Origin of the sequence: Kosakonia radicincitans DSM 16656 (genome assembly GCF_000280495.2) — a bacterium.
In the GTDB taxonomy this organism is placed as follows: domain Bacteria; phylum Pseudomonadota; class Gammaproteobacteria; order Enterobacterales; family Enterobacteriaceae; genus Kosakonia; species Kosakonia radicincitans.
Window position 1 is genome coordinate 2,587,113 of record NZ_CP018016.1, and the last position, 24,182, is coordinate 2,611,294.

The following is a 24,182-nucleotide window of genomic DNA, read 5'->3' on the forward strand; positions in this document are numbered from 1 at the left end:
TCCGCCTCTCTGCATGCAGCAGAGAGGCTGGGATTTATTTCACTTCAATGACGTTAAGACGCAGTTCATCGAGCTGCGCGTCATCTTCTTCCGGCTGCCAGCCAGCCGGTTGCAACGGGATCTCTTCGCGGTCAAACGCCAGGTCGCCGCCGTTGACCACTTCCGAACCGTGTGTAATACCTTTGAAATCAAACAGATTGACGTCACTGAGATGCGATGGCACCACGTTCTGCATGGCGCTGAACATGGTCTCGATGCGCCCTGGATAACGTTTGTCCCAGTCACGCAGCATATCGGCAATCACCTGGCGTTGCAGGTTCGGCTGCGAACCACACAGGTTGCACGGAATGATCGGGAAACCTTTCGCTTGTGAAAAACGCTCAATATCTTTTTCGCGGCAGTAAGCCAGCGGGCGGATCACAATGTGTTTGCCGTCATCGCTCATCAGCTTCGGCGGCATGCCCTTCATTTTCCCGCCATAGAACATATTCAAAAACAGCGTTTGCAGAATGTCATCGCGGTGGTGGCCAAGGGCAATCTTGGTCGCGCCCAGTTCGCTCGCCGTACGGTAGAGGATCCCGCGACGCAGGCGGGAACAGAGAGAACAGGTGGTTTTGCCTTCCGGGATCTTCTCTTTCACGATGCCGTAAGTGTTCTCTTCCACGATTTTGTACTCAACGCCGAGCGCATCCAGATACTGCGGCAGAATATGTTCCGGGAAACCCGGTTGCTTCTGATCGAGATTGACCGCCACCAGCGAAAAATTGACCGGCGCGCTCTGTTGCAGGTTGCGCAGAATTTCCAGCATCGTGTAGCTATCTTTGCCGCCGGAAAGGCAGACCATGATGCGGTCGCCTTCTTCAATCATGTTGAAGTCGGCAATGGCTTCGCCGACGTTACGGCGCAGACGTTTTTGCAGTTTGTTCAGGTTGTACTGCTCTTTCTTTGTAATCTCTTGTTTCTCGGTCATTATTTCTTTTCTCTGGATGCGTCGGGAGCACGACGTGGGCAAACCAAATCCGCAAGGGACAGCCGATTATTCCCTGTGACAGTGCGATTCTGGTTCATTACCTCTGTCCATGCGCCATAAGCCATTTGCGCGTTTTTATGCCCCTTCAGGTTGGCAATAAAATACAGATTAGCGCCGGCACTCAAAAGTCAGCAGGCAAAAGTATGCGCGTATGGTACGGATTCCGGCGACGAATGCCAGCGCGTTTTACGAGCGCATTTCATCTTGCCCCTGCAAAGGATAAAGAATAGTGTGGTTTTCGTTCGCTTTTGCGCATTCGCTGAATATAAACATCATGCATTTTACCGTCTTCTGTCCGTAGGATCTTCCTCAAACCTGTATCGCCTGGTAGGGAGAAATATCCTGTTATCTCTATAACAGCAAGGGAGATGTAAGCAATGAACACCTTGATTGTTCGTTTCATTTTTTTAACGCTGATATTCGGTTCGGTTCCAGCGCTTGCTTCGGGAAAGAGCGAAATGAAGCTGGAACGCGTGGTCATTCTCAGCCGCCATGGCGTAAGGGCACCGACAAAATCCACCGCGCTCATGCAAGCCGTCACACCTTATCAGTGGCCACAATGGGACGTGCCTTTAGGCTGGCTGACGCCGCGTGGAGGGCAGCTTATTTCTGAGTTGGGGAAGTATCAGCGTTTGCGGCTGGCGGAGAAAGGTCTGCAAGGCGATAAAACGTGTCCGTTTGCGCAGGTCGCTGTCGTTGCCGATACGGATCAACGAACGCGTAAAACAGGTGAAGCATTTCTTGCCGGGTTTGCGCCAGAATGCCATATCCCGGTGCACTATCAACAACAGCAAACCCGAACAGATCCTGTTTTTAACCCCATAAAAGCGGGTAAATGTTCATTCAACCCTGTAAAAGTGAAAGAGGCGATTCTGAACCAGGCCGGAGGCGATATCGGGCACTACGCGCAACGATACCAACCAGCCTTTCAGACTCTGGAAAAGGTTTTAAATTTCTCTCAGTCAGAAAAATGCAAAGCAACCGGGCAGAATAATGGCTGCTCATTAACCCAGGTCTTACCCACGAAACTCAACGCCACGCCGGATAATGTTTCGTTAACCGGCGCATGGGGGCTTTCTTCAATGCTGACAGAGATATTCCTGCTCCAGCAGGCTCAGGGTATGCCACAAGTGGCCTGGGGACGGATAGCGGGGGAGAAAGAATGGGGCGAGTTATTAAGTCTGCACAACGCGCAGTTTGACCTTTTGCAAAAAACGCCAGAAGTGGCACGTAGCAAGGCAACGCCCTTACTCGATTTGATTCGCACTGCGCTGGTAACGAAAGGGTCAGCCGAAAATAGCTATGGCATTAACTTGCCGGTTTCTTTGTTATTTATTGCCGGGCACGATACCAATCTGGCCAATATCAGCGGGGCATTAGGTATTAACTGGTTGCTCCCCGCTCAGCCCGATAATACTCCGCCGGGCGGTGAGCTGGTTTTCGAAAGATGGAAGCGGCTCAGTGATAATAGCGACTGGATTCAGGTTTCGTTCGTTTATCAGACATTGCAGGAGATGCGGGAAATGCAGCCTTTATCGCTGGAAAATCCACCCGGACAAGTGGATCTGAAGCTCACGGCATGCAACGAAAAAAATGCGCAGGGAATGTGTTCGCTGGCAAGTTTTTCAGCGCTGATTGAATCAGTGCGTGTACCTGCTTGCGGTTTATAAACAAGCGTCTGTTAGCGAAAAATATTCTCACCGTACATGCCCGGAACTCCGGCAGTTTTTCACTCCGGGCATGTTTCCAGGCAGTAAAATCGATGGATTATTCCTGTGGCGCAGCAAACGAATACTCTTTTTCAACCCGGCAGATGCGCGTGGTGAAGGAGTGATACCACTTTTCCCGTCCGGTTTTCTGCGCTATCGCGTGCTCAGCGTTTGCTTTCCAGTTTTTAATCGCGTCAAGTGATTCCCAGTATGAGACGGTAATTCCCACTTCCTCACGCGCGGAATCGACACCGAGAAAACCCGGCTGGTTAATCGCCAGTTCCATCATACGATCGGACATTGCGCCATAACCGTCATCAACCGCTGTGCGCACGGAGGTAAAAATCACGGCGTAATAGGGCGTGGAAGGACTGTTTTTTGACATTGCGGTTTCCGTTATAAGAGTGAAAAAACTTATCCTGACAGATTATAAGAACGGCGGGCAGCTACCTGTTCAGGCGACTTTTTTTTCGGGGAATTTTCCTTTGACCACGCCATCGTAAAAGCGGCCTTTCGAGACAACGGTCAGAAAAACCGTGAAGATCCGCTCCGGAACGTTCTGATACTGATAAATGCTTTTATCGTGAAAACAGATTTCGAGCGTGAGGCTGCGGCTGTCATAACCAATGGAAGAAATGCGTGATGAGGTTACGGGATGATGTCGCATGCTGTTCGCTCCTTGCTGCCCGGGAAAACTGATTATTAACGCAGCTTGCGGATGGTGTCATGCGAAATCCGTGCGTTAAAAAAGCCACCGGCGTTAACCGGTGGCTTTTTAGGCAGCTCGTTTACTCGGTCGGGCTTTTCTCTGCTTTTCCGGCCAGTTGCGCGAGGAAGTCATAGCGTTTTTGCAGGTCGGCGGCGGCATCTTTCCACAGTTGCTCTGCCACTTCCGGCTGCTGCGCATTCAGACGACGGAAACGCTGCTCATTGAGCAGCGTTTCCGCCAGCGCGTCAGATGGCGGACGTGAATCCAGCGCCAGCGGGATTTTGCCTTCCTCTTCGCGGCGTGGATCGTAACGATAGAGCGGCCAGAAGCCGGTGGCGGTCAACTGACGCATCTGATCGTGGCTCAGCGCCAGGTCGTAACCGTGCTCTTCGCATGGGCTGTAAGCGATGATCAGCGATGGCCCCGGATAGGATTCCGCTTCCTGAATAGCTTTCACGGTCTGGTTCAACTGTGCGCCAAGGGAAATCTGCGCCACATAAACATGTCCGTACATCATCATGCTGACACCCAGATCCTTGCGCGCTTTACGTTTACCGTGTTCGCCAAATTTGGTCACCGCACCCAGCGGTGTGGCTTTTGATGCCTGGCCGCCGGTGTTGGAGTAGCACTGGGTATCAAGCACCAGAATATTGACGTTTTCGGTCAGACTCATCACATGATCCAGCCCGCCGAAACCAATGTCATAGGCCCAGCCATCGCCGCCAATCAGCCAGATCGATTTCTCAACCAGCGCATCGGCATCGGTCAGAAGTTGCTGTGCACCTTCAACATTGGCCAGTGCGTTACGCAGTTCAGCAACCTGTGCACGGCGAACGTCCGGCGTGGCCTCCTGCTGAAGAGCGGCAAACAGTTCCGCCGGAATATGGTCGGCAAATTGATTCACCAGACGCATCACACGCTGGCGATGTTGATCGACGCTGAGACGGAAGCCCAGACCAAACTCGGCGTTATCCTCAAACAGCGAGTTCGCCCACGCCGGACCGCGCCCGTTGGCGTCTGTGGTATACGGCGTTGAAGGCAGATTACCGCCGTAAATGGATGAGCACCCGGTAGCGTTGGCAATCATCATCCGGTCGCCATACAACTGGGTCAGGAGCTTGATGTACGGCGTTTCACCGCAGCCGGAACACGCGCCGGAATATTCAAACAGCGGGGTGATCAGTTGCGAAGTACGGATATCAATGCGTTCCAGCGTGCTGCGGTCGATCTCCGGCAGACCGAGGAAGAAGTCATAATTCACTTTCTCTTCTTCCACATGTTCAAGGCGCGACATCATATTGATGGCCTTGATATCCGGGTTCTGACGATCTTTCGCCGGGCAGACCTCAACACACAGATTACAGCCGGTGCAATCCTCCGGCGCGACCTGCAAGACATATTTCTGACCCCGCATATCGCGCGATTTTACGTCCAGTGAATGGAGCGTATCGGGAGCCTCTTCCATCGCTGCCGGAGAAACTACTTTCGCGCGGATCGCCGAATGCGGGCAGGCGGCGACACAGTGGTTACACTGGGTACAGAGATCTTCTTTCCAGATGGGGATCTCTTCCGCGATATTGCGTTTCTCCCAGCGGGTGGTGCCGACCGGCCAGGTGCCGTCCGGCGGCAGGGCTGAGACCGGCAGCGCATCGCCAAGGCCCGCCAGCATAGCGGCGGTGACGGTTTTGACAAAATCCGGCGCCGCATCGGAAACCACCGGCGGGCGGTGTGCGCTCAGCGGGTTGACAGGCTCCAGCGATACTTCGAACAGTGATTCACGCGCCAGCGCCAGTGCCTGCCAGTTGCGCTCAACCAGCTCCTGACCTTTGCTGCTGTAGCTTTTGGCGATCGCGCCCTGCAATTCAGCCAGCGCGCTGTCGCCCGGCAATATATTTGTCAGATGGAAGAACGCCATCTGCATTACGGTGTTAATACGTGCGCCGAGGCTGCATTCGCGGGCGATTTTCGCCGCGTTGACCACGAAGAAACGGGCTTTTTTCTGATTCAGCACCGCCTGAACTTCCTGCGGCAGCCGCGACCACACTTCCTCTGCGCTGTAGGGCGTATTGAGCAGGAAAATACCGCCCGGCTTCAGCCGTTCGGCCATTTGGTATTTATCGATAAACTGCAACTGATGGCAACCGACAAAATCCGCCTGCGAAACCAGATAGGCGGAGTTTATTGGTCTTTCGCTGACGCGCAAATGCGAAACCGTCAGGCCGCCCGCTTTTTTCGAGTCATAGACAAAATAACCCTGCGCATACCACGGCGTGGAGTTACCAATAATCTTGATATTGTTTTTGGTCGCCGAGACGCTGCCATCGCTGCCCAGCCCGTAAAATAGCGCTTCCAGTTTCGCGTGCGATGGCAGGGTGTTTTCCGGCAGCGGCAGCGAGAGATTGGTAACGTCGTCGTAGATACCGACGGTAAAACGCGGTCTGGGCTTTGCCGCGCGCAGCTCGTTAAACACCGCCAGCACGCATTCCGGGCCAAACTCTTTGGAGGATAAACCATAGCGCCCGCCAATCACTCGCGGCAGGGTTTCGCGTTCACCGTGATTAAAGGCTTCCGCCAGCGCGGTCATCACATCAAGATAAAGTGGTTCCGCCAGCGCGCCTGGTTCTTTGGTGCGATCGAGCACAGCGACAGTACGCGCGCTTTCCGGCAAGACCGCCAGCAGATGCGCGGCGCTAAACGGGCGATAGAGGCGAACTTTCAGCACGCCGACTTTCTCACCCCGCGTCAGCAACTCATCAACCACCTCTTCGCAGGTACCTATTGCTGAACCCATCAGTACAATCACGCGATCGGCCTGCGGATGTCCGTAGTATTCGAACGGCTTGTAGCTGCGGCCGGTGGCTTCGGCTAAATCGTTCATTGCCTGTTCGACGTGAGCGTAAACCGCGTTGTACCACGGGTTGGTCGCCTCGCGGGACTGGAAGTAAGTGTCCGGGTTAGCCGATGTGCCGCGAATGACCGGATGCTCCGGGTTCAACGCACGGGCGCGATGGTCGTCAATCTCCTGTTGTGGTAGCAGATTGCGGATAGTGTCGTCCGCCAGCGGCGTAATCTTGTTGATTTCGTGCGAGGTACGGAAACCATCAAAAAAGTGAATGAACGGCACGCGGCTTTTCAGCGTGGCAATATGCGAAATCAGCGCAAAATCCTGCGCTTCCTGCACGCTACCCGCAGCGAGCATGGCGCAGCCAGTCTGGCGCACCGCCATCACATCGGAGTGATCGCCAAAAATGGAGAGGGCATGGGTAGCCACTGTACGTGCTGCGACGTGCAGTACAAAGGGGGTCAGTTGCCCAGCCAGTTTGTACAGCGTCGGGATCATCAGCAGCAGCCCCTGCGATGAGGTAAATGAGGTTGAGAGCGCCCCGGTTTGCAGTGCGCCGTGGACAGTTGCAATAGCCCCGGCTTCCGACTGCATTTCAACAACGCGGGGCGTGTCGCCCCAGACATTCTTCAGACCGTTACCGGCCCAGGCATCAGCCTGCTCAGCCATCGTTGAACTGGGCGTTATGGGATATATGGCGATAACTTCACTGGTACGAAAGGCCACCGAGGCCACGGCGCCATTACCGTCAATAGTGATCATATGAATGCTCTCATTACTTAATTATATTCAGTATAAACAGCCAGCGAAGATAGATATTTGATCTGATGTGCCTGGCCGGTATTTAGCATGTGAATGAATTCGTTGCGTTCTGTCAGATCGGGCTCAGGAGTTTCTTTTTTCATCAGCCTGTGCGTTCTGAACGATTTTTTATTTTATTTTTTAATGCATTGCACTCCATCAACCGCTTCCTTCGAACAGAAAGCGTATCAGGTATGTTTCTGGTAACCGATTCACAGCTACGTCGCGCTATCGTGGAAAAATACACTGAAATGCAGCCAGTTATTTTCCCGTAAGTAGCACTCATTGACTTTGCTGGTGCTAATCCTGCGTAAAACGTCCTGTAACTCTGGCGCAAAGGTGGGGGAATCGCCAGCCAACCCTGCCCGCGAACGCACGGTTGCGCCGACGCGAGCAGGGCGCGGGTCAACAGGCACTTGCAGGAGGAAGCATTCACACAGCCCATTTACAGGGCGTGACAAGATAGCAGCATAGTGTTGGATTTTAGCACCATGATGTCTGACATATTTGATAAAATCGCCTGGGTTTGCTCTAACATTGGACGTCATTTTACTAATAATACCAATTGCCTGACATCTCGCGTCGTGGGTCATCAATCTAAAATAAAGCTTGCTATAAGTTGGTATATGTGTGACTAATGAGTGGTAGGTTTGTTCCACAGATGTAATAAAGCGGTTTAGTAAAGCAGTCCTCATCACAAGTGTTATCTGTAGATAATTCTTCTTTTTGAGCCTCCTTATCGTTAATAATTTAATTCTGTGCGAAAACCCTTTTTCGCCGAAAGGCTCTATGTATATTGAGGAAATATTTATGTCTAACAAAATGACTGGTTTAGTAAAATGGTTTAATGAGTCCAAAGGGTTTGGTTTCATCACGCCTGACAATGGCAGCAAAGACGTATTCGTGCATTTTTCGGCTATCCAGAGCGGCGGTTTTAAAACGCTGAATGAAGGTCAGAAAGTAGAATTCACGATTGAAGATGGGCAAAAAGGCCCGTCAGCCGGGAATGTTTCCGCAATATAAATAGCATTCCCGGTCCGCTATTAGCTCAGCACGGTTAGAGCGTTGCTTTATTTACAGAAAGCAGAGTCGGGGTTTGAGTCCTCGATAGCGGCCCGATTTTAACAAGATAACCCTGCCTCTCTGGCGGGGTTATTTATTTTCAGTATTGGTAACCTCTGTTTGCATTGCTCCTGCTTCCGGCTTTCTTTATTTAAGAATTCCCCCTCGGAAACTGACAAAACAACTTTTCAACATGTGTTCCCTTGTATGCGCTGTTGCACCGCACCGCTGATGTAAATCAAAAATAAGAGCAAAATAAAAGAAGAAATAGCGGAGTTACGTTCTGTCGGCCAATCGTGTAAGCAACAATTTCGCTTCGAAGTACACATAGTCATGAACGTTAATAATGTGAAGCATCTGGTAGTACATCCTGCGAATTTATTATTGCATTTCAACCCACGTAATTTTTCATAGCTTCCTGGATACGTTTAAGTATCGCATACAGCATTTTACTTTCATTACGCCACTATGTTTTCGAATGCCAACAACATACGGGTTATGAATGATGGGTAAGACGTTGAGAACTGCATGGTTTCTACTGTTTCTGTCATTTTGTTCAGTTGCAGGCTATGCAGGTTCTTCTCCTGCCTTGCTTCACGGGCAAAAAAGTAGCTACGTTCGACATTCGTCAGGAGAGGGGGATATTGCCGAGAACCCTGATGAGCACGTCCGGGAATCGACTGAGCAATTCTTCCGCAGGATCCAAAGTTGAATTCTTCCTGTTTATAAAAAACACGTTATCAGCAACCTGCTCACCGGGCAGGTTTTTTTATTTCAGGCTGCGGGGATCCACTTCATGAATTCTTACAACCGGAGCCGATACCACCGCCATCAAGGAGCCAGCCCGTAGTGCTTCGAAAAGGGCGTACCGTGAGGACAGAAAATCTCTGGTGAAGTGTGGGCAAGCCAGTTATTACCTGCGTCAGGCGATAAAAACGCAAAAAAATGTTTCTGCGGTGCATAAAGATGACTTTCAGCTCTCGACGTATTGCGCTGTGCTGCCTATTATGCTTGGGTTTCGCTTTAATAAAGGGAGAGAAGAGATGCGTTCTGCGTTTTGGGTGGGGTGCGCCGTTTTATTATTGTCGGCATGCAGTAGTGAACCTGTGCAACAGGCTACGGCTGCTCACGTTGTGCCAGGCATAAAGGCCGCGATGTCTAACAGCGGTCAGGCAAATTGTGCAATGATTGGCGGATCGTTATCTGTCGCGCGTCAGCTTGACGGTTCGATGGTGGGAATGTGTGCATTGCCGAATGGCAAACGCTGTAGCGAACAGTCGCTTGCCACCGGAAGCTGCGGTAATTATTGAGCGTTATTCGCGCGGGTATAAATCAACGTCTGCGAAGCGGTTGCCAGCGTTAGCTGGTCGCCGGTCAAATCGATCTGCGCGCCGTCACTCAGCATGCCCTGAATAGTATGATCCAGCTCGTTACGCTGCGGATCTGCGCACATCATCATGGTCATGCCCATGTGCTTCACGGTTAATGCGCCGTCAGAAAGTTTGCCCTGGCCCATAAAGCCGTTGCACATTTTGCCTGAGACGCGCAGATCCTTGTCGAAACGGATTTCCGGAGCCGGGCTCTGGTCTGATGTCGTCAGTGCTTTGCCGTTAAAGGTAGTCAGTACAAAACGCTGGTTAGCCAACTGTTCCGGTTTAAGGGTATCAGTGCGGGAACTGACACAGGCGGAAAGCGCAATGCTCAGCGCAATTAAAGGGATAATTTTTTTCATCTCTTCCTCTAAGAATTTTCCATTCAGGGCGGGGATTTTAACAGGGTTAACCTGGGTGTCACTGGCCGTTAATCTTAAAACGGCTCCCCTGGCCGGGGAACCGCACAAACCGCTTAGAACAGCGCGTTCGGGCAACTTTCACCGTCACGTAACTGGCGCAGGTTTTCCAGCGTGGTCTCAGAAATGCTGGTCAACGCCTCGGCGGTCAGAAATGCTTGGTGGCCGGTGAACAGCACGTTATGGCATGCCGACAGGCGACGGAACACATCGTCTTGAATCACATCATTGGATTTGTCTTCAAAGAACAGATCGCGTTCGTTTTCATACACGTCCATGCCGAGCGCGCCAATTTTCTGTGTCTTCAGCGCATCAATCGCCGCCTGTGAATCGATCAAACCGCCACGGCTGGTATTGATGATCATCACGCCGTCTTTCATGCGCTCAAACGCGGTACGGTTCAGCAAATGGAAGTTTTCCGGCGTCAGCGGACAGTGCAGGGAGATAACGTCGGCCTGGGAAAACAGCGTATCAAGATCCACATACTCTACGCCCAGTTCCAGCGCAGCCGCGCTCGGGTAGGGATCAAACGCCAGCAGGCGCATACCGAACCCCTTCAGGATACGCAGCGCCGCAACACCGATTTTGCCGGTACCAATCACGCCAGCCGTTTTACCGTACATCGTAAAGCCGGTCAGACCTTCGAGCGAGAAGTTGGCGTCACGGGTGCGCTGATAAGCACGGTGAATACGACGGTTGAGTGTCATCATCATGCCAATCGCATGTTCCGCCACCGCTTCCGGTGAGTAGGCAGGCACACGCACCACCTGCAGCCCAAGCTCTTTGGCCGCATCAAGATCGACGTTATTGAACCCGGCACAGCGCAGCGCGATAAATTTCACGCCCAGCTTTTTCAACTCTTCCAGTACCGGGCGGCTACCGTCATCATTGACGAAAATACAGACCCCTTCACAGCCGTTGGCGGTTTTGGCGGTCTTCTCCGTTAACAAAAAGTCGAAAAATTCAAGATCGTAGCCATAATGCTCGTTTACCTGCTGCAAATACTTTTTATCGTATTGCTTTGTGCTATATATCGCGAGTTTCATAAGGCTTTCTCCAACGGTTTCCTGCCTACATTATCACTGTTTAAAATTATTATGTAAACCTTCAAATTTTATTGATAATCATAGGCCTGATGAATGTGTCTACTCTCAGTATAACTGCCTGCACTGCCGACAGTATTAGCGCAGTTGCTTGAGAGTGCTGTTAGCGCTCCAGTTAATGATGAAGGCCAGCAGCACGCTGATAACCCATGGGATTTTCGAGTCGTGAAACACATTTGCACTGAGATAATCACCAAACGTGAAACAGGTGAAAATAGTGGCGCCCGCGAACCAACCGCGGATCAGAGAACCTTTAGTGAACATTCCTTAAACCTATAGCGTAATGATTTCGCAGCAATATCGTCCTCTGCTACTGAAAATGCAACAGCCAGACTATGATTAAAGCGGCTCGCGCTTTTAACAGGGCGGTTAAACATGTCACAATATCCGGCAGAATTGGCTTAATCACACGATAAATCAGGATATTAGCTGCCCATGAAGGGTAAATACAAAGCCGCCATCGCACTGGTTTTATTATTTATACTGCTGCCGCTAACGTTACTGATGACGCTGGCGCAATGGGTGCCGACCCTTGCCGGGATCTGGCTGCCTGCCGGTACGCGCATCGCAATGGAAGAGCGCCCGCGCTTTACCCGCCATTCACTGAAAATTCCCGATCTGCGCTACTGGGTTGACGATTGCCAACTGGCGTGGCTCCAGAACGCTGAGCTTACCCATCCCAGCCGCTGGCAATTACACGCGGGCGCATTGACGATCAATAGCGCCTGTCTCAATAAGCTGCCAGCAAACGACACGCCATCAACCGCGCCGCGAACGCTGAGCGAATGGCAAGCGATGCTGCCTTACACCTGGCTTACGGTGGATCGGTTAACCATTTCGCCGTGGCAATCATGGGGCGGCAAACTGTCGCTGGCGTTGACACCTCAAATTCAGCAACTGAGTTACAACGGTGAGCGCGTGCAGCTTGAGGCCCGTCTGCACGGGCAGGCGCTGAGCGTTAACCGACTCGCGCTGCAACTGTTTGATAACCAGCCGCCATTCACGCTTGGCGGTGAATTTACGCTGCCCGCCGTCCCGGATGGATGGCCCGTCAATGGCCATATGCAAAGCACGCTTACTCTGCCACAGCAACCCGGTCTGGTGGATGTTGATATGGAGTGGCGCGATAACGAAGGGCAGACGATTGTTATGTCGCGCGACAGCAGCGATCCGCTGCTCGACTTACCCTGGCAGGTGACCGGCGAGCAGCTCGCCATCAGCGATGGCCGCTGGAACTGGCCATATGCCGGTTTTCCGCTGAGCGGTCGCGTAGGGCTGAAGATCGACAACTGGCAGCAGGGGCTGGATAAGGCGCAGATAAGCGGTCGGCTGAACGTGCTGACGCAGGGGGAAGCCGGTAAAGGCAATGCCGTGCTGACGATTGGTCCGGGTCGGCTAAGCATGACCGACAACGCCATGCCGCTGCAACTGACCGGCGAAGCGAAGCAGGGCGATCTGGTGCTTTACGCCGTATTACCGGCACAACTGAGCGGCAGCTTTGATGAACCGCAACTGGCCTTTACGCCCGGCGCGCTGCTGCGTTCGCGCGGACGGGTGATCGATTCACTGAATATTGATGAGGTGCGCTGGCCGCTGGCGGGCGTAAAACTGACCCGGCAGGGCATCGACGGCCGTTTGCAGGCAATTCTTCGTGCGCACGAGAATGTGATGGGCGATTTTCGCCTGCATCTCGATGGGCAGGCGCAGAATTTTTTGCCAGATAATGGCGAGTGGCGCTGGCGTTACTGGGGGGATGGCAATTTTACGCCGATGAACGCGCGCTGGGACGTTGCCGGTCGCGGCGAGTGGCAGGACAACACCATCACGCTGACCGATCTTTCAACCGGTTTTGATCAACTTCAGTACGGCACCATGCAAATCAGTACGCCCCGGCTGGTGCTGGATGAACCGGTGAAATGGGTGCGGGATGAGGAGAAGCCACAGTTCAGCGGCGCACTGACGCTGGATGCCGGGCAAACGACCTTTAGCGGCGGTAGCCATTTGCCCGCCTCGCAACTCAAGTTCAGCGTTGACGGCGCCAATCCCACCGATTTTCAGTTTAAAGGCGCCCTGAGTGCCAATGCTATCGGCCCTGTGCAGGTGAATGGCCGCTGGGATGGCGAAAGATTGCGCGGGCAGGCCTGGTGGCCGCGTCAGTCGCTCAGTGTTTTCCAGCCGTTGATCCCGCCAGACTGGAAGATGAAGCTGCTCAATGGCTCGCTCTACGCTCAGGTGGCGTTTTCTGCGGCGGCCGGGCAAGGTTTTGAAGCCGGTGGGCACGGCGTGCTGAAAAGCGGCAGCGTCTGGACGCCGGATAATGAAATCAGCGGTGTCGATTTTGTATTGCCTTTCCGCTACCGCAATGCTGCCTGGCAACTGGGTACCCGCAGGCCGGTATCGCTGCGCATTGGCGAAATTGTTAACCAGGTGACAGCCAAAAATATCACCGCTGATTTGCAGGGGGCCTGGCCGTGGAGCGAAGAAAACCCGCTCATTCTGAGCGATGTCAGCGTCGATATGCTCGGCGGTAAAGTGACCATGCAGCAACTGCGCATGCCGCAGCACGATCCGGCACTGGTGCGCATTAATCATATTTCATCCAGCGAGCTGGTCAGCGCGGTCAATCCGAAGCAGTTTGCGCTTTCCGGGCCTTTTGACGGCGCGCTGCCGCTGTGGCTGGATAATCCGCAATGGATAATTAAGGACGGCTGGTTGCACAACCCGGGTCCGATGACGCTGCGTATCGACAAAGATACCGCGGATGCGGTGGTGAACGACAACATGGCGGCAGGCGCGGCTATCAACTGGTTGCGCTATATGGAAATTTCCCGTTCCTGGACAAAGATAGATCTGGATAATCTTGGCGTGTTAAAAATGCAGGCTACCATTCGCGGCACCAGCTATGTTGAAGGCAAGAGCAGCACCGTGAATTTGAACTATACCCATGAGGAAAACGTCTTTACCTTATGGCGCAGTTTACGTTTTGGCGACAATTTGCAGTCATGGCTTGAGCAACATGCCGCGCTTCCCCAGGCGCGCTGTGCGAAGGGCGAAAAGTGTGAGGAAAAACAATGAAAACCCCGATAGCCGTGCCGGTGCTGGCAATAACTACCTTGCTGGCTGGCTGTACGCCGCGCATCGAGGTGGCGGCGCCAAAAGAGCCGATCACCATCAATATGAATGTGAAGATCGAGCATGAAATCCACATCAAAGTGGATAAAGATGTCGAAACCCTGCTGAAATCGCGCAGCGATCTGTTCTGAGGCCATCATGATGAAAAAACGACTGCTGATGGCATTGTTGGTGCTGAGCCTCGCCAGTGCAACCGCGCAGGCATTGACGCTGGACGAAGCCCGTTCACAAGGGCGGGTGGGGGAAACCTTAACCGGCTACATTGCGCCGGTAAGCCACGATAAAGAGACGATGGCGCTGGTGGATCGCATTAACAAAGCGCGTGCCGAAAGCTACCAGCAACTGGCCGATAGCAACAACATCCCCGTTGATGATGTGGCGAAGATGGCGGGGCAGAAACTGGTGGATCGCGCCCGGCCCGGTGAATATGTGCAGGGCATTAACGGTAAATGGCTGAAGAAATCGTCAGCGGCGCATTGATTTCATCACTAAGATGCTGGCGTAACCACGCCAGCGCCTGTTCCGCCCGCCGCGTTATCGGCCACTCCGCGCGGTGAATCAGCCACAGCGTATCGACAACGTTGACCGGATGGTTGTCAACCTGCAACAGTGCCTGGCGCGGAAAGGCCAGCCGCGCATAGCGCGGTAACACCGTAAAACCCAGCCCGCGTGAAACGGGTTCCGGTATCAGACCAATATGGTTAATAAAACCGCTCACCCGTATGCTTTGCATTCCCGGATTGCCGGGAAAACGGCGGCTGAGCAGCCGCGTCGCCATCGCATGTCCATCCGGGTGGCTGATAAACCCCAGCTTTTGCAGATCCTGCCAGCTACTGGCAGTACAGCCAGCGGGAAGCACTAATTCTAGCGGCTCCTCGGTGAATTTATGCGCCGTCAGACGCGTGTCATCTGGTTGTTGCGTGACCAACCCTAACTCGTAGCGGCTGGCCAGCACTTCAGCAATCACCGAGTGATTGGGCGATACGCGCAGGCGGATGGTCAGTTCAGGTTGCTGCTGCTGCAAATTGAGCAGCAGCGGGTAGATGCGCAACCCGATGCTGCCCGGGCATATGACGCTGATTTCACCGCCTGCTTTATCCTTATCTTCCAGACGATTTTGTAAACGCTTATCCGCCTGTTCCAGCTCCTGGCAATAATCGCGTAATGCGTTGCCTTGCGGCGTTAGCTCCAGCGTCCGTTTCCCGCGCAAAATCAGCGGGCCGGTTTGTTGCTCCAGTTGGCGAATATGCTGGCTGACCGCCGCCTGGGTAATGCCAAGCTTATCCGCTGCGCGGGTAAACGATCCGGCTTCAATCAGGGCGCTAAATGATCGTAAAAGCTGCGGGTTAAACATAATGAATATTTATAGAGTTCATAAGGAAATGCCTATTTTCATTATAATTAGCCCGGTATAGGCTTGTCCATCTGCTGAGCGTACAGCCCTGATTAACGTGGTGAATCCCCCTATGCGGCGGGGCGCTTTTGATCATGAAGAACATTGCTGCGCAGGCTACGGGATCAAACGTAGCTTACCGGGAGGCACCCGGCACCACTCCTCAGTTCTGCTTTTTCAGGATCCCCTATGGACAATGCCGGGCTTTTATCGCGTGTACACATGTTGTACCTGGCGTCGCATAATTTGCGTCTGCTGATTGATCAAAAAATTAAAGACAACCACATCGGTTTTAATGGCTGGATGCTTCTCGTCTGTATTCGTAACGAATCGCAGATTGTGACGCAACGGGAAATCGCGCTGCGCATGGGGCTTAAGGAGCCCAGCGTCGGCGAGCTGATCAAACAGCTTATGAAACAGAAATTGCTGGTGCGCGCGGTCAATATCAGCGACCGGCGTAAATACGCCATCAAAATCACCGATCAAGGTGTGGCGATGTATAACGAGATCCAGCAGGCGCTACAGCCGCTGTTTCACACTATTTTTCCCGGGCAAATGGAACAGTTGGATGGGTTACTGCAAACGATCCTGACAGCGACAAAGCGCTATACGGCAGAGTAGAGCGGGGAGAAACCCTCCCACCGGATGGTGAGAGGGGGAATATCTTATGCAGCGACCAGGCTGTCGATAGCCGCTTTGGCGTCGGTCTGCGCTTTAGTAGCCACTTCCGGGCCGTAAGCGATGCCTTCAGCGAACACGAAGTTCACATCGGTAATGCCGATAAAGCCGAGGAACAGCTTCAGGTACGGTGCAACCAGGTCAGACGGGGTGTCTTTGTGGATGCCGCCACGGCTGGAGAGGATCACCGCGCGTTTACCTTTCACCAGGCCTTCCGGGCCTGCTTCGGTGTAACGGAAGGTCACGCCAGCGCGAGCGACCAGGTCGAAGTAGTTTTTCAACTGCGTCGGGATGTTGAAGTTGTACATCGGGGCATTAATTACGATCACATCATGAGCCTGCAATTCAGCAATCAACTCATCGGAGAGTTTCAGCGCTTCCTGCTGGCGCGGCGTCAGCGGAGCATCGCTCGGACGCAGAGCGCCAACCAGCTCGCCATCCAGCACCGGAATCGGGTTTGCAGCCAGATCGCGAACGGTGATTTGATCGCCGGCGTGTTTCGCGCTCCACTGTTCAACGAAATAGTCAGCCAACTGACCAGACTGTGAGTACCCTGCCAAAATACTGGATTTAAGAACTAACACTTTACTCATGGGTGGTTCCTTTTTGTATTGATATGGGGTCGCCCCGTAATTCGTGACACTGTATGCACAAAATTCTGCGATGAATAGCGCAATATATCGAATCCTATGTTCGAATTTCTTGAACAAGGCAAGCCGTGCCACGATGTGATATTCTACGTCCATTAAGAACTTACGCAGTTTCCCGGCAGTGCTCTGCCCAATAACGTTATGACAGAACAACATACCTTAACGATTTCCGATCTATTGCCGCGTCTCGACACCCTGATGTTACGCGACAGACAACGCTTCGCTCGCCGTCTGCATGGCAGCAAGAAAGTTAAAAATCCTGAATCTCAGCAGGCACTGCTGCGGCAACTGGCGCAGGAGATTGCGGACGCGGCGGGAAAAGTAGCGCTGCGCGAAGCGGCGCGTCCGCAGATTGATTACCCGGATAACCTGCCGGTCAGCCAGAAGAAACAGGTCATTCTCGAAGCGGTGCGCGATAACCAGGTGGTCATCGTCGCCGGTGAGACCGGTTCCGGTAAAACGACCCAGTTACCGAAAATTTGCATGGAGCTGGGGCGCGGCGTGAAAGGCCTGATTGGCCACACACAGCCGCGTCGTCTGGCGGCGCGCACCGTGGCGAACCGTATTGCTGAAGAGTTGAAAACGGAACCGGGCGGCTGCAGCGGTTACAAAGTCCGTTTTAGCGATCATGTCAGCGATAACACGATGGTTAAACTGATGACCGACGGTATCCTGCTGGCGGAAATCCAGCAGGATCGTCTGCTGATGCAGTACGACACCATCATCATCGATGAAGCGCACGAACGCAGCCTGAACATCGATTTCCTGCTCGGTTACCTGCGTGAGCTGCTGCCGAAGCGCCCGGATCTGAAAATCATCATCACTTCTGCGACGATCGATCCGGAACGTTTTTCGCGCCATTTCAATAATGCGCCAATCATTGAAGTTTCCGGCCGTACGTATCCGGTGGAAGTGCGCTATCGCCCGATTGTTGAAGAAGCGGATGACACGGAACGCGATCAGTTACAGGCGATTTTTGATGCGGTCGATGAGCTCGGCCGTGAAAGCGCGGGCGATATTCTGATCTTTATGAGCGGCGAGCGTGAAATTCGTGATACCGCTGATGCGCTGAGCAAACGCGATCTGCGCCATACCGAGATTCTGCCGCTGTATGCGCGTTTGTCGAACAGCGAGCAGAACCGTGTTTTCCAGCCGCACAGCGGGCGGCGTATCGTGCTGGCGACCAACGTGGCAGAAACCTCGCTGACCGTGCCGGGCATCAAATATGTGATCGATCCAGGCACGGCGCGCATCAGTCGTTACAGCTATCGCACTAAAGTGCAGCGTTTGCCGATCGAGCCGGTTTCGCAGGCTTCAGCTAACCAGCGTAAAGGCCGCTGCGGTCGCGTTTCGGAAGGGATCTGTATTCGTCTCTATTCGGAAGATGATTTTCTGTCGCGCCCGGAATTTACCGACCCGGAAATTCTGCGCACCAACCTGGCGTCGGTCATTTTGCAAATGACCGCGCTGGGGCTGGGCGATATCGCCGCATTCCCGTTTGTTGAAGCGCCGGATAAACGCAATATTCAGGATGGCGTGCGCCTGCTGGAAGAGCTTGGGGCCATTACGACCGATGAGCAGCAAACAGCCTATAAACTGACGCCGCTGGGCCGCCAGCTTTCACAACTGCCGGTGGATCCGCGTCTGGCGCGGATGGTGCTGGAAGCGCAGAAACATGGCTGCGTGCGTGAAGCGATGATCATCACGTCGGCGTTGTCGATTCAGGATCCGCGCGAACGTCCGCTGGATAAAAAGCAAGCGTCGGATGAAAAACATCAGCGCTTCCACGACAAAGAGTCTGATTTCCTTGCCTTTGTGAACCTGTGGAACTACCTCGGCGAGCAGCAAAAAGCGCTCTCTTCGAATCAGTTCCGCCGTCAGTGCCGGGTGGATTACCTCAACTATCTGCGCGTGCGCGAATGGCAGGATATCTACACCCAACTGCGCCAGGTGGTAAAAGAGTTAGGCATTCCGGTGAACAGCGAGCCGGCAGAGTACCGCGAAATTCATATCGCGCTGCTGACCGGGCTGTTGTCGCATATCGGCATGAAAGATGCGGAAAAGCAGGAATATACCGGCGCGCGCAATGCCCGTTTCGCCATCTTCCCCGGTTCGGGTTTATTTAAAAAGCCGCCAAAATGGACCATGGTCGCGGAGCTGGTGGAAACCAGCCGTCTGTGGGGGCGTATTGCTGCCCGCATCGATCCGGAGTGGGTGGAGCCGGTTGCGCAGCATCTGATCAAACGTTCGTACAGCGAGCCGCACTGGGAGCGGGCGCAGGGCGCGGTGATGGCGACAGAAAAAGTCACCGTTTACGGGCTGCCGATTGTCGCCGCGCGCAAGGTGAACTACAGCCAGATCGATCCGGCGCTGTGCCGCGAGTTGTTTATTCGTCATGCGCTGGTGGAAGGCGACTGGCAAACCCGTCACGCTTTTTTCCGCGAGAACCTGAAACTGCGCGCTGAAGTGGAAGAGTTGGAACATAAATCCCGCCGTCGCGACATTCTGGTGGATGATGAGACGCTGTTTGAGTTCTACGACCAGCGCATCAGCCTTGAGGTGATTTCGGCCCGTCATTTTGATAGCTGGTGGAAAAAGGCCAGCCGCGAAACGCCGGATTTGCTCAACTTTGAAAAGAGCATGTTGATTAAAGAGGGTGCGGAAAACGTCAGCAAACTCGACTATCCGAACTTCTGGCATCAGGGCAACCTTAAGCTGCGGCTGAGCTACCAGTTTGAGCCGGGCGCGGATGCTGACGGCGTGACGGTACATATCCCGCTGCCGTTGCTGAATCAGGTGAACGAGAGTGGCTTTGAATGGCAGATCCCCGGCCTGCGCCGCGAGCTGGTGATTGCGCTCATCAAATCACTGCCAAAACCGACGCGCCGCAATTTTGTTCCGGCGCCGAATTATGCCGAAGCCTTTCTTGGTCGCGTTACGCCGCTGGAGCTGCCGCTGCTGGATGCGCTGGAGCGCGAATTACGCCGTATGACCGGTGTGATCGTTGACCGCGATGACTGGCACTGGGATCAGGTGCCCGATCACCTGAAAATCAGCTTCCGCGTGGTGGATGACAAAAACAAGAAGCTGCTGGAAGGGCGCTCGCTGGCGGAACTGAAAGAGAGCCTGAAAGGTAAAGTGCAGGAAACGCTGTCTGCGGTTGCCGATGACGGCATCGAGCAGAGCGGGCTGCATATCTGGAGTTTCGGCACACTGGCGGAAAGCTACGAACAGAAGCGCGGTAACTATAAGGTGAAAGCCTGGCCAGCGCTGGTGGATGAACGTGACAGTGTCGCGATCAAGCTGTTCGATAATCCGCAGGAGCAACAACAGGCAATGTGGCGCGGTATCCGCCGTCTGCTGCTGTTGAATATTCCGTCGCCCATAAAATATCTGCACGAAAAATTGCCGAATAAGGCCAAGCTGGGCCTCTACTTTAACCCGTACGGCAAAGTGCTGGACCTGATTGATGACTGTATCTCCTGCGGCGTCGACAAGCTGATCGATGAAGCGGGCGGCCCGGTATGGACGGAAGAGGGTTTTGCCGCGCTGCATGAAAAAGTGCGCGCCGAACTGAACGAAACGGTGGTTGAGATCGCCAAACAGGTCGAGCAGATCCTCACTGCGGTGTTCAATATCAACAAGCGTCTGAAAGGGCGCGTCGATATGACCATGGCGCTGGGGCTGTCGGATATCAAAGCGCAGATGGGCGGGCTGGTTTACCGCGGTTTTGTGACCGGCAACGGTTTCCGCCGTCTGGGTGATACGCTGCGCTATTTACAGGCGATCGAAAAACGGCTGGAGAAACTGGCGGTCGATCCGCATCGTGATCGCGCGCAGATGCTGAAAGTGGAGCAGACGCAGCAGGCGTGGCAGCAGTGGCTGAATAAGCTGCCGCCCGCTCGCCGCGATGATGATGATGTGAAAGAGATCCGCTGGATGATAGAAGAGCTGCGCGTCAGCTATTTCGCCCAGCAGCTCGGAACACCTTATCCCATCTCCGATAAGCGCATTTTGCAGGCAATGGAACAAATCAGCGCCTGAGCGCATTCGGAAATAGCCTGATGGCGCTGCGCTTCTCAGGTCTACGGTTTGTTTTTGTAGGTCTGAGGCGTTAGCCGCCATCCGGTATTTTTAGATGGCGTTAACCCACGCCAGCGTAAAACCGTCCCAACCCTTCACGCCGACGGTCTGCATGGCCGTCACCGTCAGGCGCGGATCATTGCCCAACATATCAATAAATTTACGCACGCCCTGCACGCTGGCGTCGGTGGTGGTTGGATTGGTCACTTCCCCGTTGCGCACCACGTTATCGCCAATAATCAATGTACCGGGACGAGAATAGTGCAGCGCCCATTTCAGGTAGCTGGGGTTATTGGGCTTATCGGCATCAATAAAGATCAAATCGAACGGCGGGCGCTCGCCGAGATTTTCCAGCGTCTGCAATGCCGGGCCTTCCGCGACGGTAACCAGGTTCGCCACTCCGGCAAAATGCAGATTTTCGCGGGCAATCGCCGCATGCAGCGGTTCAGCTTCCAGGGTTAACAGTTCGCCGTTTACCGGCAGTTCGCGCGCCATCCATAGCGTGCTGTAGCCGCCAAGCGTACCGATTTCCAGGATTCGCCTTGCCCGTACCATGCGGACTAACAGCGCCAGTAATTGCCCCTGCATGGGCGAGACATCAATCGCCGGAAGCCCGGCGCGCTGGTTGTTCGCCAGCACCTGCTCTAATACCTCATCTTCCGGGATCAGTTTTTGCGCTAAGTATTCATCAACTGCGGACCACTTTTGCTGCATAACATCACTCCTGATTATCAAAATTCACTCAATTCCGGACCAGCCACCTCCCAGTGCCCGGTAGAGATCCACCTGCGCCAGCAGCAGGTTGTTTTTCACCTGTACCGCACTTAGTTGTGCAGAATATAAGGTGCGCTGGGCATCCAGCACATCCAGATAGGCGGAATACCCATTGTTGTAACGGTTTTGCGCAATGCGCAGCGTCTCCTGCGCGACCTGCTGTTGCCCCTCAAGTTCGCTCAGTTGCTCGCCAAGGCGGGTGATGGCGTCGAGACTGTCATTCACCTCTTTAAAGGCGTTACGCACGGTTTTCTCGTAGTTGTACAGCGCCTGATTCCGCTGCGACATGGAGACATCCACCTGCGCGTTCAGCGCCTGGCGGTTAAGCAGCGGGGCGAGAATACTGCCGCCAAGGCTCCACAAACGTAATGGATTATTGAGCAGGCCCGGCAGGGTTCTGTCCTGCATACTGCCAGTCGCCGTCAGATTGAGCGACGGCAGCAGTTGCGCCTGCTTTGATGCCAGTGAGGCATCCGCCGCGACGAGCTGGCGCTGTGCCTGTACAATATCCGGACGCCGGTTTAACAGCGAAGAGGGTAATTGCGACGGCAACTTCAGCGGCGTCAGTTGCGCAAAAGTGTTGCGGCTGACCGCGCCAGGGTTGCTGCCGAGCAACAGACTCAGAGCATTTTCCTGCTGGTTTATCTGGTGCTGTAGCACCGGCACCTGTGCACGGGTGGCGCGCAGTTCGGAATCCGCCTGCATCAACTCCAGTTGAGAAGTATAGCCAGTCTCATACTGGCGACGGGCAAGATCCCACGCTTCTTGCCGGGCTTTGAGTGTTTCTTGCGTGACGCGTAACTGTTCATCCAGCGACAACAGGGTGAGATAACCGGAAGCCACATTGGTGGCGACGGTCAAATCAGCGGCAGCGGCCGCCGCTTTTTGTGCCTCCAGCGAGGCATCCGCCGCGCGCGCCGCGCTGCGGTTCGCACCCCAGATATCGACATCGTAGCTGGCCGTCAGGCTGCCTTTATAGAGGGTACTGTGAATCGGCAAACCGGTCGCTGCCGATTGCGAACGTGCGCGCGTGCCGGAAAGCCCGGCATCAAGTTCCGGGAACAGCGCGCTGTTAGCGGCATAAACCTGTGCCTGGTACTCATTGACCCGTTCGCGGGCAATCAGCACGTCGCTGTTATAGCGCAGCGCCTGATCAACATAGCGGTTAAGCTGGCTGTCATGAAAACTGCGCCACCAGACGCTATCCGTTTTACCGAACGGGCCGCTGGCGCTGCGCCAGGCGGCCGGGATTTGCAGCGTCGGTTGGGCCTGTTGCACATCAGCAGACTGGCAGCCCGCCAGCGTAAAGGCGAGGGCAAGAAAGAGCGGGTGACACCTCATTTCTGCGGCTCCCCGGTATCAATGTACACCTGTACCGACATTCCCGGACGCAGGCGGGCAATGTCATCATCGTTACCCTCAACCTGAATGCGCACCGGAATACGCTGGGCGATTTTAACAAAATTACCGGTAGCGTTATCCGGGCTGATGGCGCTGAACTCAACGCCCGTTGCTGGCGAGAGGCTCTCGACACGTCCGTGATAACTGCGGCCATCGAGCGCATCCACGGTAAAACGTACCGGTTGGCCGACAACGACATCCGCCAGTTGCGTCTCTTTCAGATTGGCGATCACCCAGCGCTGCGATGGAACCAGCGAGGTAAGGTGCGTACCGGCAGTCACATACGCGCCAAGCCGCACGCTGATCTGCCCCAGTTGCCCGTCGCGCGGAGCGACAATGCGGGTGTTTTGCAGGTCGATTTGCGCCAGTTCCAGCGCTGCCTCGGCGTTTTCCACATCCGCTTGCAGCGACGCGCGGTTGACGATCGTGGTTTGCAGATCCTGGCGCGACATCTCCAGCGTCGCTTCAGCCTGCGCAATGCTGGCGGTGTTTTGCGCCGCCGTCGCAAGGGCGGCATCGCGCTCGCGAATCGACAGCGAACCGTCGGCGGTCAACGCTTTGACGCGTTTTAAATCCGCCTGCGATTTCAGATCCTGCGCTTTGGCGCTGGCCAGCGCCGCTTTGTTGCGTTCAATCACGGCTTCTGCGCTTTTACGTTGCTGAAGATTATTGGCCAACGCGGCTTTTTTCATCGCCAGCGTCGCTTTTGCCTGATCCACCCGCTGGTGATAAATACGATCGTCGATCTGCATAATCAGATCGCCTTTCTTCACCCAGACAAAATCCTGTACCGGCACCTCGGTGATATACCCATTGACCTGCGGGCTGATAAAGGTGGTTTGCCCGCGCACATAGGCGTTATCGGTAAATTCAGTATGGCGAGTGAACGGCGGCAATTGCCACGCATAGAGGATCACCAGTACACCGACGAGGCCAATGGCAGCGGCGGTGAAGAGGGAAACGATGCGAACATTATTGCGGGTGCTGGCGCGCTCTTTGGCGGCATCCTGCTGGCTCATAAACACT

The 24,182-nt window shown here is 54.2% G+C and carries 21 protein-coding genes and 1 tRNA gene; 9 read left to right on the forward strand and 13 right to left on the reverse strand.

The features are described 5' to 3' along the window. Window positions 1-34 precede the first annotated feature (34 nt). Window positions 35-970 (reverse strand): tRNA 2-thiocytidine(32) synthetase TtcA, encoded by a 936-nt coding sequence (ttcA, locus tag Y71_RS12565; RefSeq protein ID WP_007371976.1) that lies wholly within the window; start codon window positions 968-970, stop codon window positions 35-37. 259 nt (window positions 971-1,229) lie between these two features. Then, window positions 1,230-1,511, reverse strand: a complete 282-nt coding sequence (locus tag Y71_RS31110) for a hypothetical protein (RefSeq protein WP_167289967.1) — start codon at window positions 1,509-1,511, stop codon at window positions 1,230-1,232. On the opposite strand from Y71_RS31110, the gene Y71_RS12575 reads away from it, so the two are divergent. Then, window positions 1,408-2,700: an AppA family phytase/histidine-type acid phosphatase gene (locus tag Y71_RS12575; protein WP_007371977.1), complete on the forward strand. Its 1,293-nt coding sequence runs from the start codon at window positions 1,408-1,410 to the stop codon at window positions 2,698-2,700. The genes Y71_RS31110 and Y71_RS12575 overlap by 104 nt on opposite strands. Before the next feature lie 97 nt (window positions 2,701-2,797). On the opposite strand, the gene Y71_RS12580 is transcribed toward Y71_RS12575, so the two are convergent. From Y71_RS12580 to nifJ, 3 genes are all read right to left on the reverse strand, one after another. Continuing rightward, a complete protein-coding gene (locus Y71_RS12580; protein WP_007371978.1) occupies window positions 2,798-3,124 on the reverse strand; it encodes an antibiotic biosynthesis monooxygenase family protein in 327 nt (108 codons plus the stop codon). A 69-nt stretch (window positions 3,125-3,193) separates the two neighbouring features. Further along, window positions 3,194-3,406 (reverse strand): KTSC domain-containing protein, encoded by a 213-nt coding sequence (locus tag Y71_RS12585; RefSeq protein WP_007371979.1) that lies wholly within the window; start codon window positions 3,404-3,406, stop codon window positions 3,194-3,196. 121 nt (window positions 3,407-3,527) lie between these two features. Continuing rightward, window positions 3,528-7,052, reverse strand: coding sequence for a pyruvate:ferredoxin (flavodoxin) oxidoreductase (gene nifJ / locus Y71_RS12590; RefSeq protein WP_007371980.1), 3,525 nt, complete (start codon window positions 7,050-7,052; stop codon window positions 3,528-3,530). Window positions 7,053-7,901: 849 nt separating this feature from the next. On the opposite strand from nifJ, the gene cspE reads away from it, so the two are divergent. The 3 genes from cspE (at window position 7,902) to Y71_RS12600 (ending at window position 9,463) form a co-directional block, all read left to right on the forward strand. Beyond that, the gene (cspE, locus tag Y71_RS12595) at window positions 7,902-8,114 is read left to right on the forward strand and encodes a transcription antiterminator/RNA stability regulator CspE (protein ID WP_007371983.1); all 213 of its coding nucleotides are present in this window, start codon (window positions 7,902-7,904) and stop codon (window positions 8,112-8,114) included. A gap of 14 nt (window positions 8,115-8,128) precedes the next feature. After that, window positions 8,129-8,206 (forward strand) — tRNA-OTHER (locus Y71_RS30315). Window positions 8,207-9,196: 990 nt separating this feature from the next. Further along, window positions 9,197-9,463, forward strand: coding sequence for a putative hemolysin (locus Y71_RS12600; protein ID WP_007371984.1), 267 nt, complete (start codon window positions 9,197-9,199; stop codon window positions 9,461-9,463). Here Y71_RS12600 and hslJ read toward each other — a convergent pair. The 3 genes from hslJ to Y71_RS12615 form a co-directional block, all read right to left on the reverse strand. Then, window positions 9,457-9,885 (reverse strand): heat shock protein HslJ, encoded by a 429-nt coding sequence (hslJ, locus tag Y71_RS12605; RefSeq protein WP_007371985.1) that lies wholly within the window; start codon window positions 9,883-9,885, stop codon window positions 9,457-9,459. The two genes, Y71_RS12600 and hslJ, sit on opposite strands and share 7 nt — an antisense overlap. Window positions 9,886-9,998: 113 nt before the next feature. After that, entirely contained in the window at window positions 9,999-10,988 is a 990-nt protein-coding gene (locus tag Y71_RS12610) for a 2-hydroxyacid dehydrogenase (RefSeq protein ID WP_007371986.1), read from the reverse strand. Window positions 10,989-11,123: 135 nt separating this feature from the next. Further along, complete coding sequence (locus Y71_RS12615; protein ID WP_007371987.1) at window positions 11,124-11,309, reverse strand: hypothetical protein; 186 nt, start codon at window positions 11,307-11,309, stop codon at window positions 11,124-11,126. 171 nt (window positions 11,310-11,480) lie between these two features. Between Y71_RS12615 and Y71_RS12620 the strand changes: the two genes are divergently transcribed. Genes Y71_RS12620 through Y71_RS12630 form a run of 3 tightly spaced genes read left to right on the forward strand, consistent with a single transcriptional unit; the run spans window position 11,481 to window position 14,657 of the window. Next, window positions 11,481-14,120 (forward strand): YdbH family protein, encoded by a 2,640-nt coding sequence (locus Y71_RS12620; RefSeq protein ID WP_007371988.1) that lies wholly within the window; start codon window positions 11,481-11,483, stop codon window positions 14,118-14,120. Then, window positions 14,117-14,308, forward strand: a complete 192-nt coding sequence (locus Y71_RS12625; RefSeq protein ID WP_007371989.1) for a YnbE family lipoprotein — start codon at window positions 14,117-14,119, stop codon at window positions 14,306-14,308. The genes Y71_RS12620 and Y71_RS12625 overlap by 4 nt, the downstream gene beginning before the upstream one ends. Window positions 14,309-14,318: 10 nt before the next feature. Beyond that, window positions 14,319-14,657: a YdbL family probable chaperone protein gene (locus Y71_RS12630; RefSeq protein WP_035942259.1), complete on the forward strand. Its 339-nt coding sequence runs from the start codon at window positions 14,319-14,321 to the stop codon at window positions 14,655-14,657. Here the strand turns inward: Y71_RS12630 and Y71_RS12635 are convergent. Beyond that, a complete protein-coding gene (locus Y71_RS12635; protein ID WP_007371991.1) occupies window positions 14,617-15,531 on the reverse strand; it encodes a LysR family transcriptional regulator in 915 nt (304 codons plus the stop codon). The genes Y71_RS12630 and Y71_RS12635 overlap by 41 nt on opposite strands. Window positions 15,532-15,759: 228 nt before the next feature. Here Y71_RS12635 and Y71_RS12640 point away from each other — a divergent pair, with 228 nt between their 5' ends. After that, the gene (locus Y71_RS12640; RefSeq protein WP_007371992.1) at window positions 15,760-16,191 is read left to right on the forward strand and encodes a MarR family winged helix-turn-helix transcriptional regulator; all 432 of its coding nucleotides are present in this window, start codon (window positions 15,760-15,762) and stop codon (window positions 16,189-16,191) included. 44 nt (window positions 16,192-16,235) lie between these two features. Here the strand turns inward: Y71_RS12640 and azoR are convergent, their stop codons facing one another. Beyond that, a complete protein-coding gene (gene azoR, locus Y71_RS12645; RefSeq protein WP_007371993.1) occupies window positions 16,236-16,841 on the reverse strand; it encodes an FMN-dependent NADH-azoreductase in 606 nt (201 codons plus the stop codon). Window positions 16,842-17,039: 198 nt separating this feature from the next. On the opposite strand from azoR, the gene hrpA reads away from it, so the two are divergent. Beyond that, the gene (hrpA, locus tag Y71_RS12650; protein ID WP_007371994.1) at window positions 17,040-20,942 is read left to right on the forward strand and encodes an ATP-dependent RNA helicase HrpA; all 3,903 of its coding nucleotides are present in this window, start codon (window positions 17,040-17,042) and stop codon (window positions 20,940-20,942) included. A 90-nt stretch (window positions 20,943-21,032) separates the two neighbouring features. Here the strand turns inward: hrpA and Y71_RS12655 are convergent, their stop codons facing one another. From Y71_RS12655 to Y71_RS12665, 3 genes are read right to left on the reverse strand one after another with little or no spacing between them, the layout of a single operon-like run. Then, window positions 21,033-21,695: an O-methyltransferase gene (locus Y71_RS12655; protein ID WP_007371995.1), complete on the reverse strand. Its 663-nt coding sequence runs from the start codon at window positions 21,693-21,695 to the stop codon at window positions 21,033-21,035. Between the two features lie 24 nt (window positions 21,696-21,719). Continuing rightward, window positions 21,720-23,096 carry an efflux transporter outer membrane subunit gene (locus Y71_RS12660; RefSeq protein ID WP_007371996.1) on the reverse strand — a complete coding sequence of 459 codons (1,377 nt, stop codon included), beginning with the start codon at window positions 23,094-23,096 and terminating at the stop codon, window positions 21,720-21,722. Beyond that, a complete protein-coding gene (locus tag Y71_RS12665; RefSeq protein ID WP_007371997.1) occupies window positions 23,093-24,175 on the reverse strand; it encodes an HlyD family secretion protein in 1,083 nt (360 codons plus the stop codon). Before Y71_RS12665 ends, Y71_RS12660 begins: the two co-directional genes overlap by 4 nt. Between the last annotated feature and the right edge of the window lie 7 nt (window positions 24,176-24,182).

Coding starts and splice junctions, on each gene's coding strand:
- Y71_RS12635 (WP_007371991.1), bottom strand. CDS start 15,531: ATGTTTAACCCGCAGCTTTTACGATCATTTAGCGCCCTGATTGAAGCC.
- ttcA (WP_007371976.1), bottom strand. CDS start 970: ATGACCGAGAAACAAGAGATTACAAAGAAAGAGCAGTACAACCTGAAC.
- nifJ (WP_007371980.1), bottom strand. CDS start 7,052: ATGATCACTATTGACGGTAATGGCGCCGTGGCCTCGGTGGCCTTTCGT.
- hrpA (WP_007371994.1), top strand. CDS start 17,040: ATGACAGAACAACATACCTTAACGATTTCCGATCTATTGCCGCGTCTC.
- Y71_RS12600 (WP_007371984.1), top strand. CDS start 9,197: ATGCGTTCTGCGTTTTGGGTGGGGTGCGCCGTTTTATTATTGTCGGCA.
- hslJ (WP_007371985.1), bottom strand. CDS start 9,885: ATGAAAAAAATTATCCCTTTAATTGCGCTGAGCATTGCGCTTTCCGCC.
- Y71_RS12630 (WP_035942259.1), top strand. CDS start 14,319: ATGAAAAAACGACTGCTGATGGCATTGTTGGTGCTGAGCCTCGCCAGT.
- Y71_RS12575 (WP_007371977.1), top strand. CDS start 1,408: ATGAACACCTTGATTGTTCGTTTCATTTTTTTAACGCTGATATTCGGT.
- Y71_RS12665 (WP_007371997.1), bottom strand. CDS start 24,175: ATGAGCCAGCAGGATGCCGCCAAAGAGCGCGCCAGCACCCGCAATAAT.
- Y71_RS12655 (WP_007371995.1), bottom strand. CDS start 21,695: ATGCAGCAAAAGTGGTCCGCAGTTGATGAATACTTAGCGCAAAAACTG.
- Y71_RS12585 (WP_007371979.1), bottom strand. CDS start 3,406: ATGCGACATCATCCCGTAACCTCATCACGCATTTCTTCCATTGGTTAT.
- azoR (WP_007371993.1), bottom strand. CDS start 16,841: ATGAGTAAAGTGTTAGTTCTTAAATCCAGTATTTTGGCAGGGTACTCA.
- Y71_RS12660 (WP_007371996.1), bottom strand. CDS start 23,096: ATGAGGTGTCACCCGCTCTTTCTTGCCCTCGCCTTTACGCTGGCGGGC.
- Y71_RS12640 (WP_007371992.1), top strand. CDS start 15,760: ATGGACAATGCCGGGCTTTTATCGCGTGTACACATGTTGTACCTGGCG.
- Y71_RS12620 (WP_007371988.1), top strand. CDS start 11,481: ATGAAGGGTAAATACAAAGCCGCCATCGCACTGGTTTTATTATTTATA.
- cspE (WP_007371983.1), top strand. CDS start 7,902: ATGTCTAACAAAATGACTGGTTTAGTAAAATGGTTTAATGAGTCCAAA.
- Y71_RS12580 (WP_007371978.1), bottom strand. CDS start 3,124: ATGTCAAAAAACAGTCCTTCCACGCCCTATTACGCCGTGATTTTTACC.
- Y71_RS12615 (WP_007371987.1), bottom strand. CDS start 11,309: ATGTTCACTAAAGGTTCTCTGATCCGCGGTTGGTTCGCGGGCGCCACT.
- Y71_RS12610 (WP_007371986.1), bottom strand. CDS start 10,988: ATGAAACTCGCGATATATAGCACAAAGCAATACGATAAAAAGTATTTG.
- Y71_RS12625 (WP_007371989.1), top strand. CDS start 14,117: ATGAAAACCCCGATAGCCGTGCCGGTGCTGGCAATAACTACCTTGCTG.
- Y71_RS31110 (WP_167289967.1), bottom strand. CDS start 1,511: ATGACCACGCGTTCCAGCTTCATTTCGCTCTTTCCCGAAGCAAGCGCT.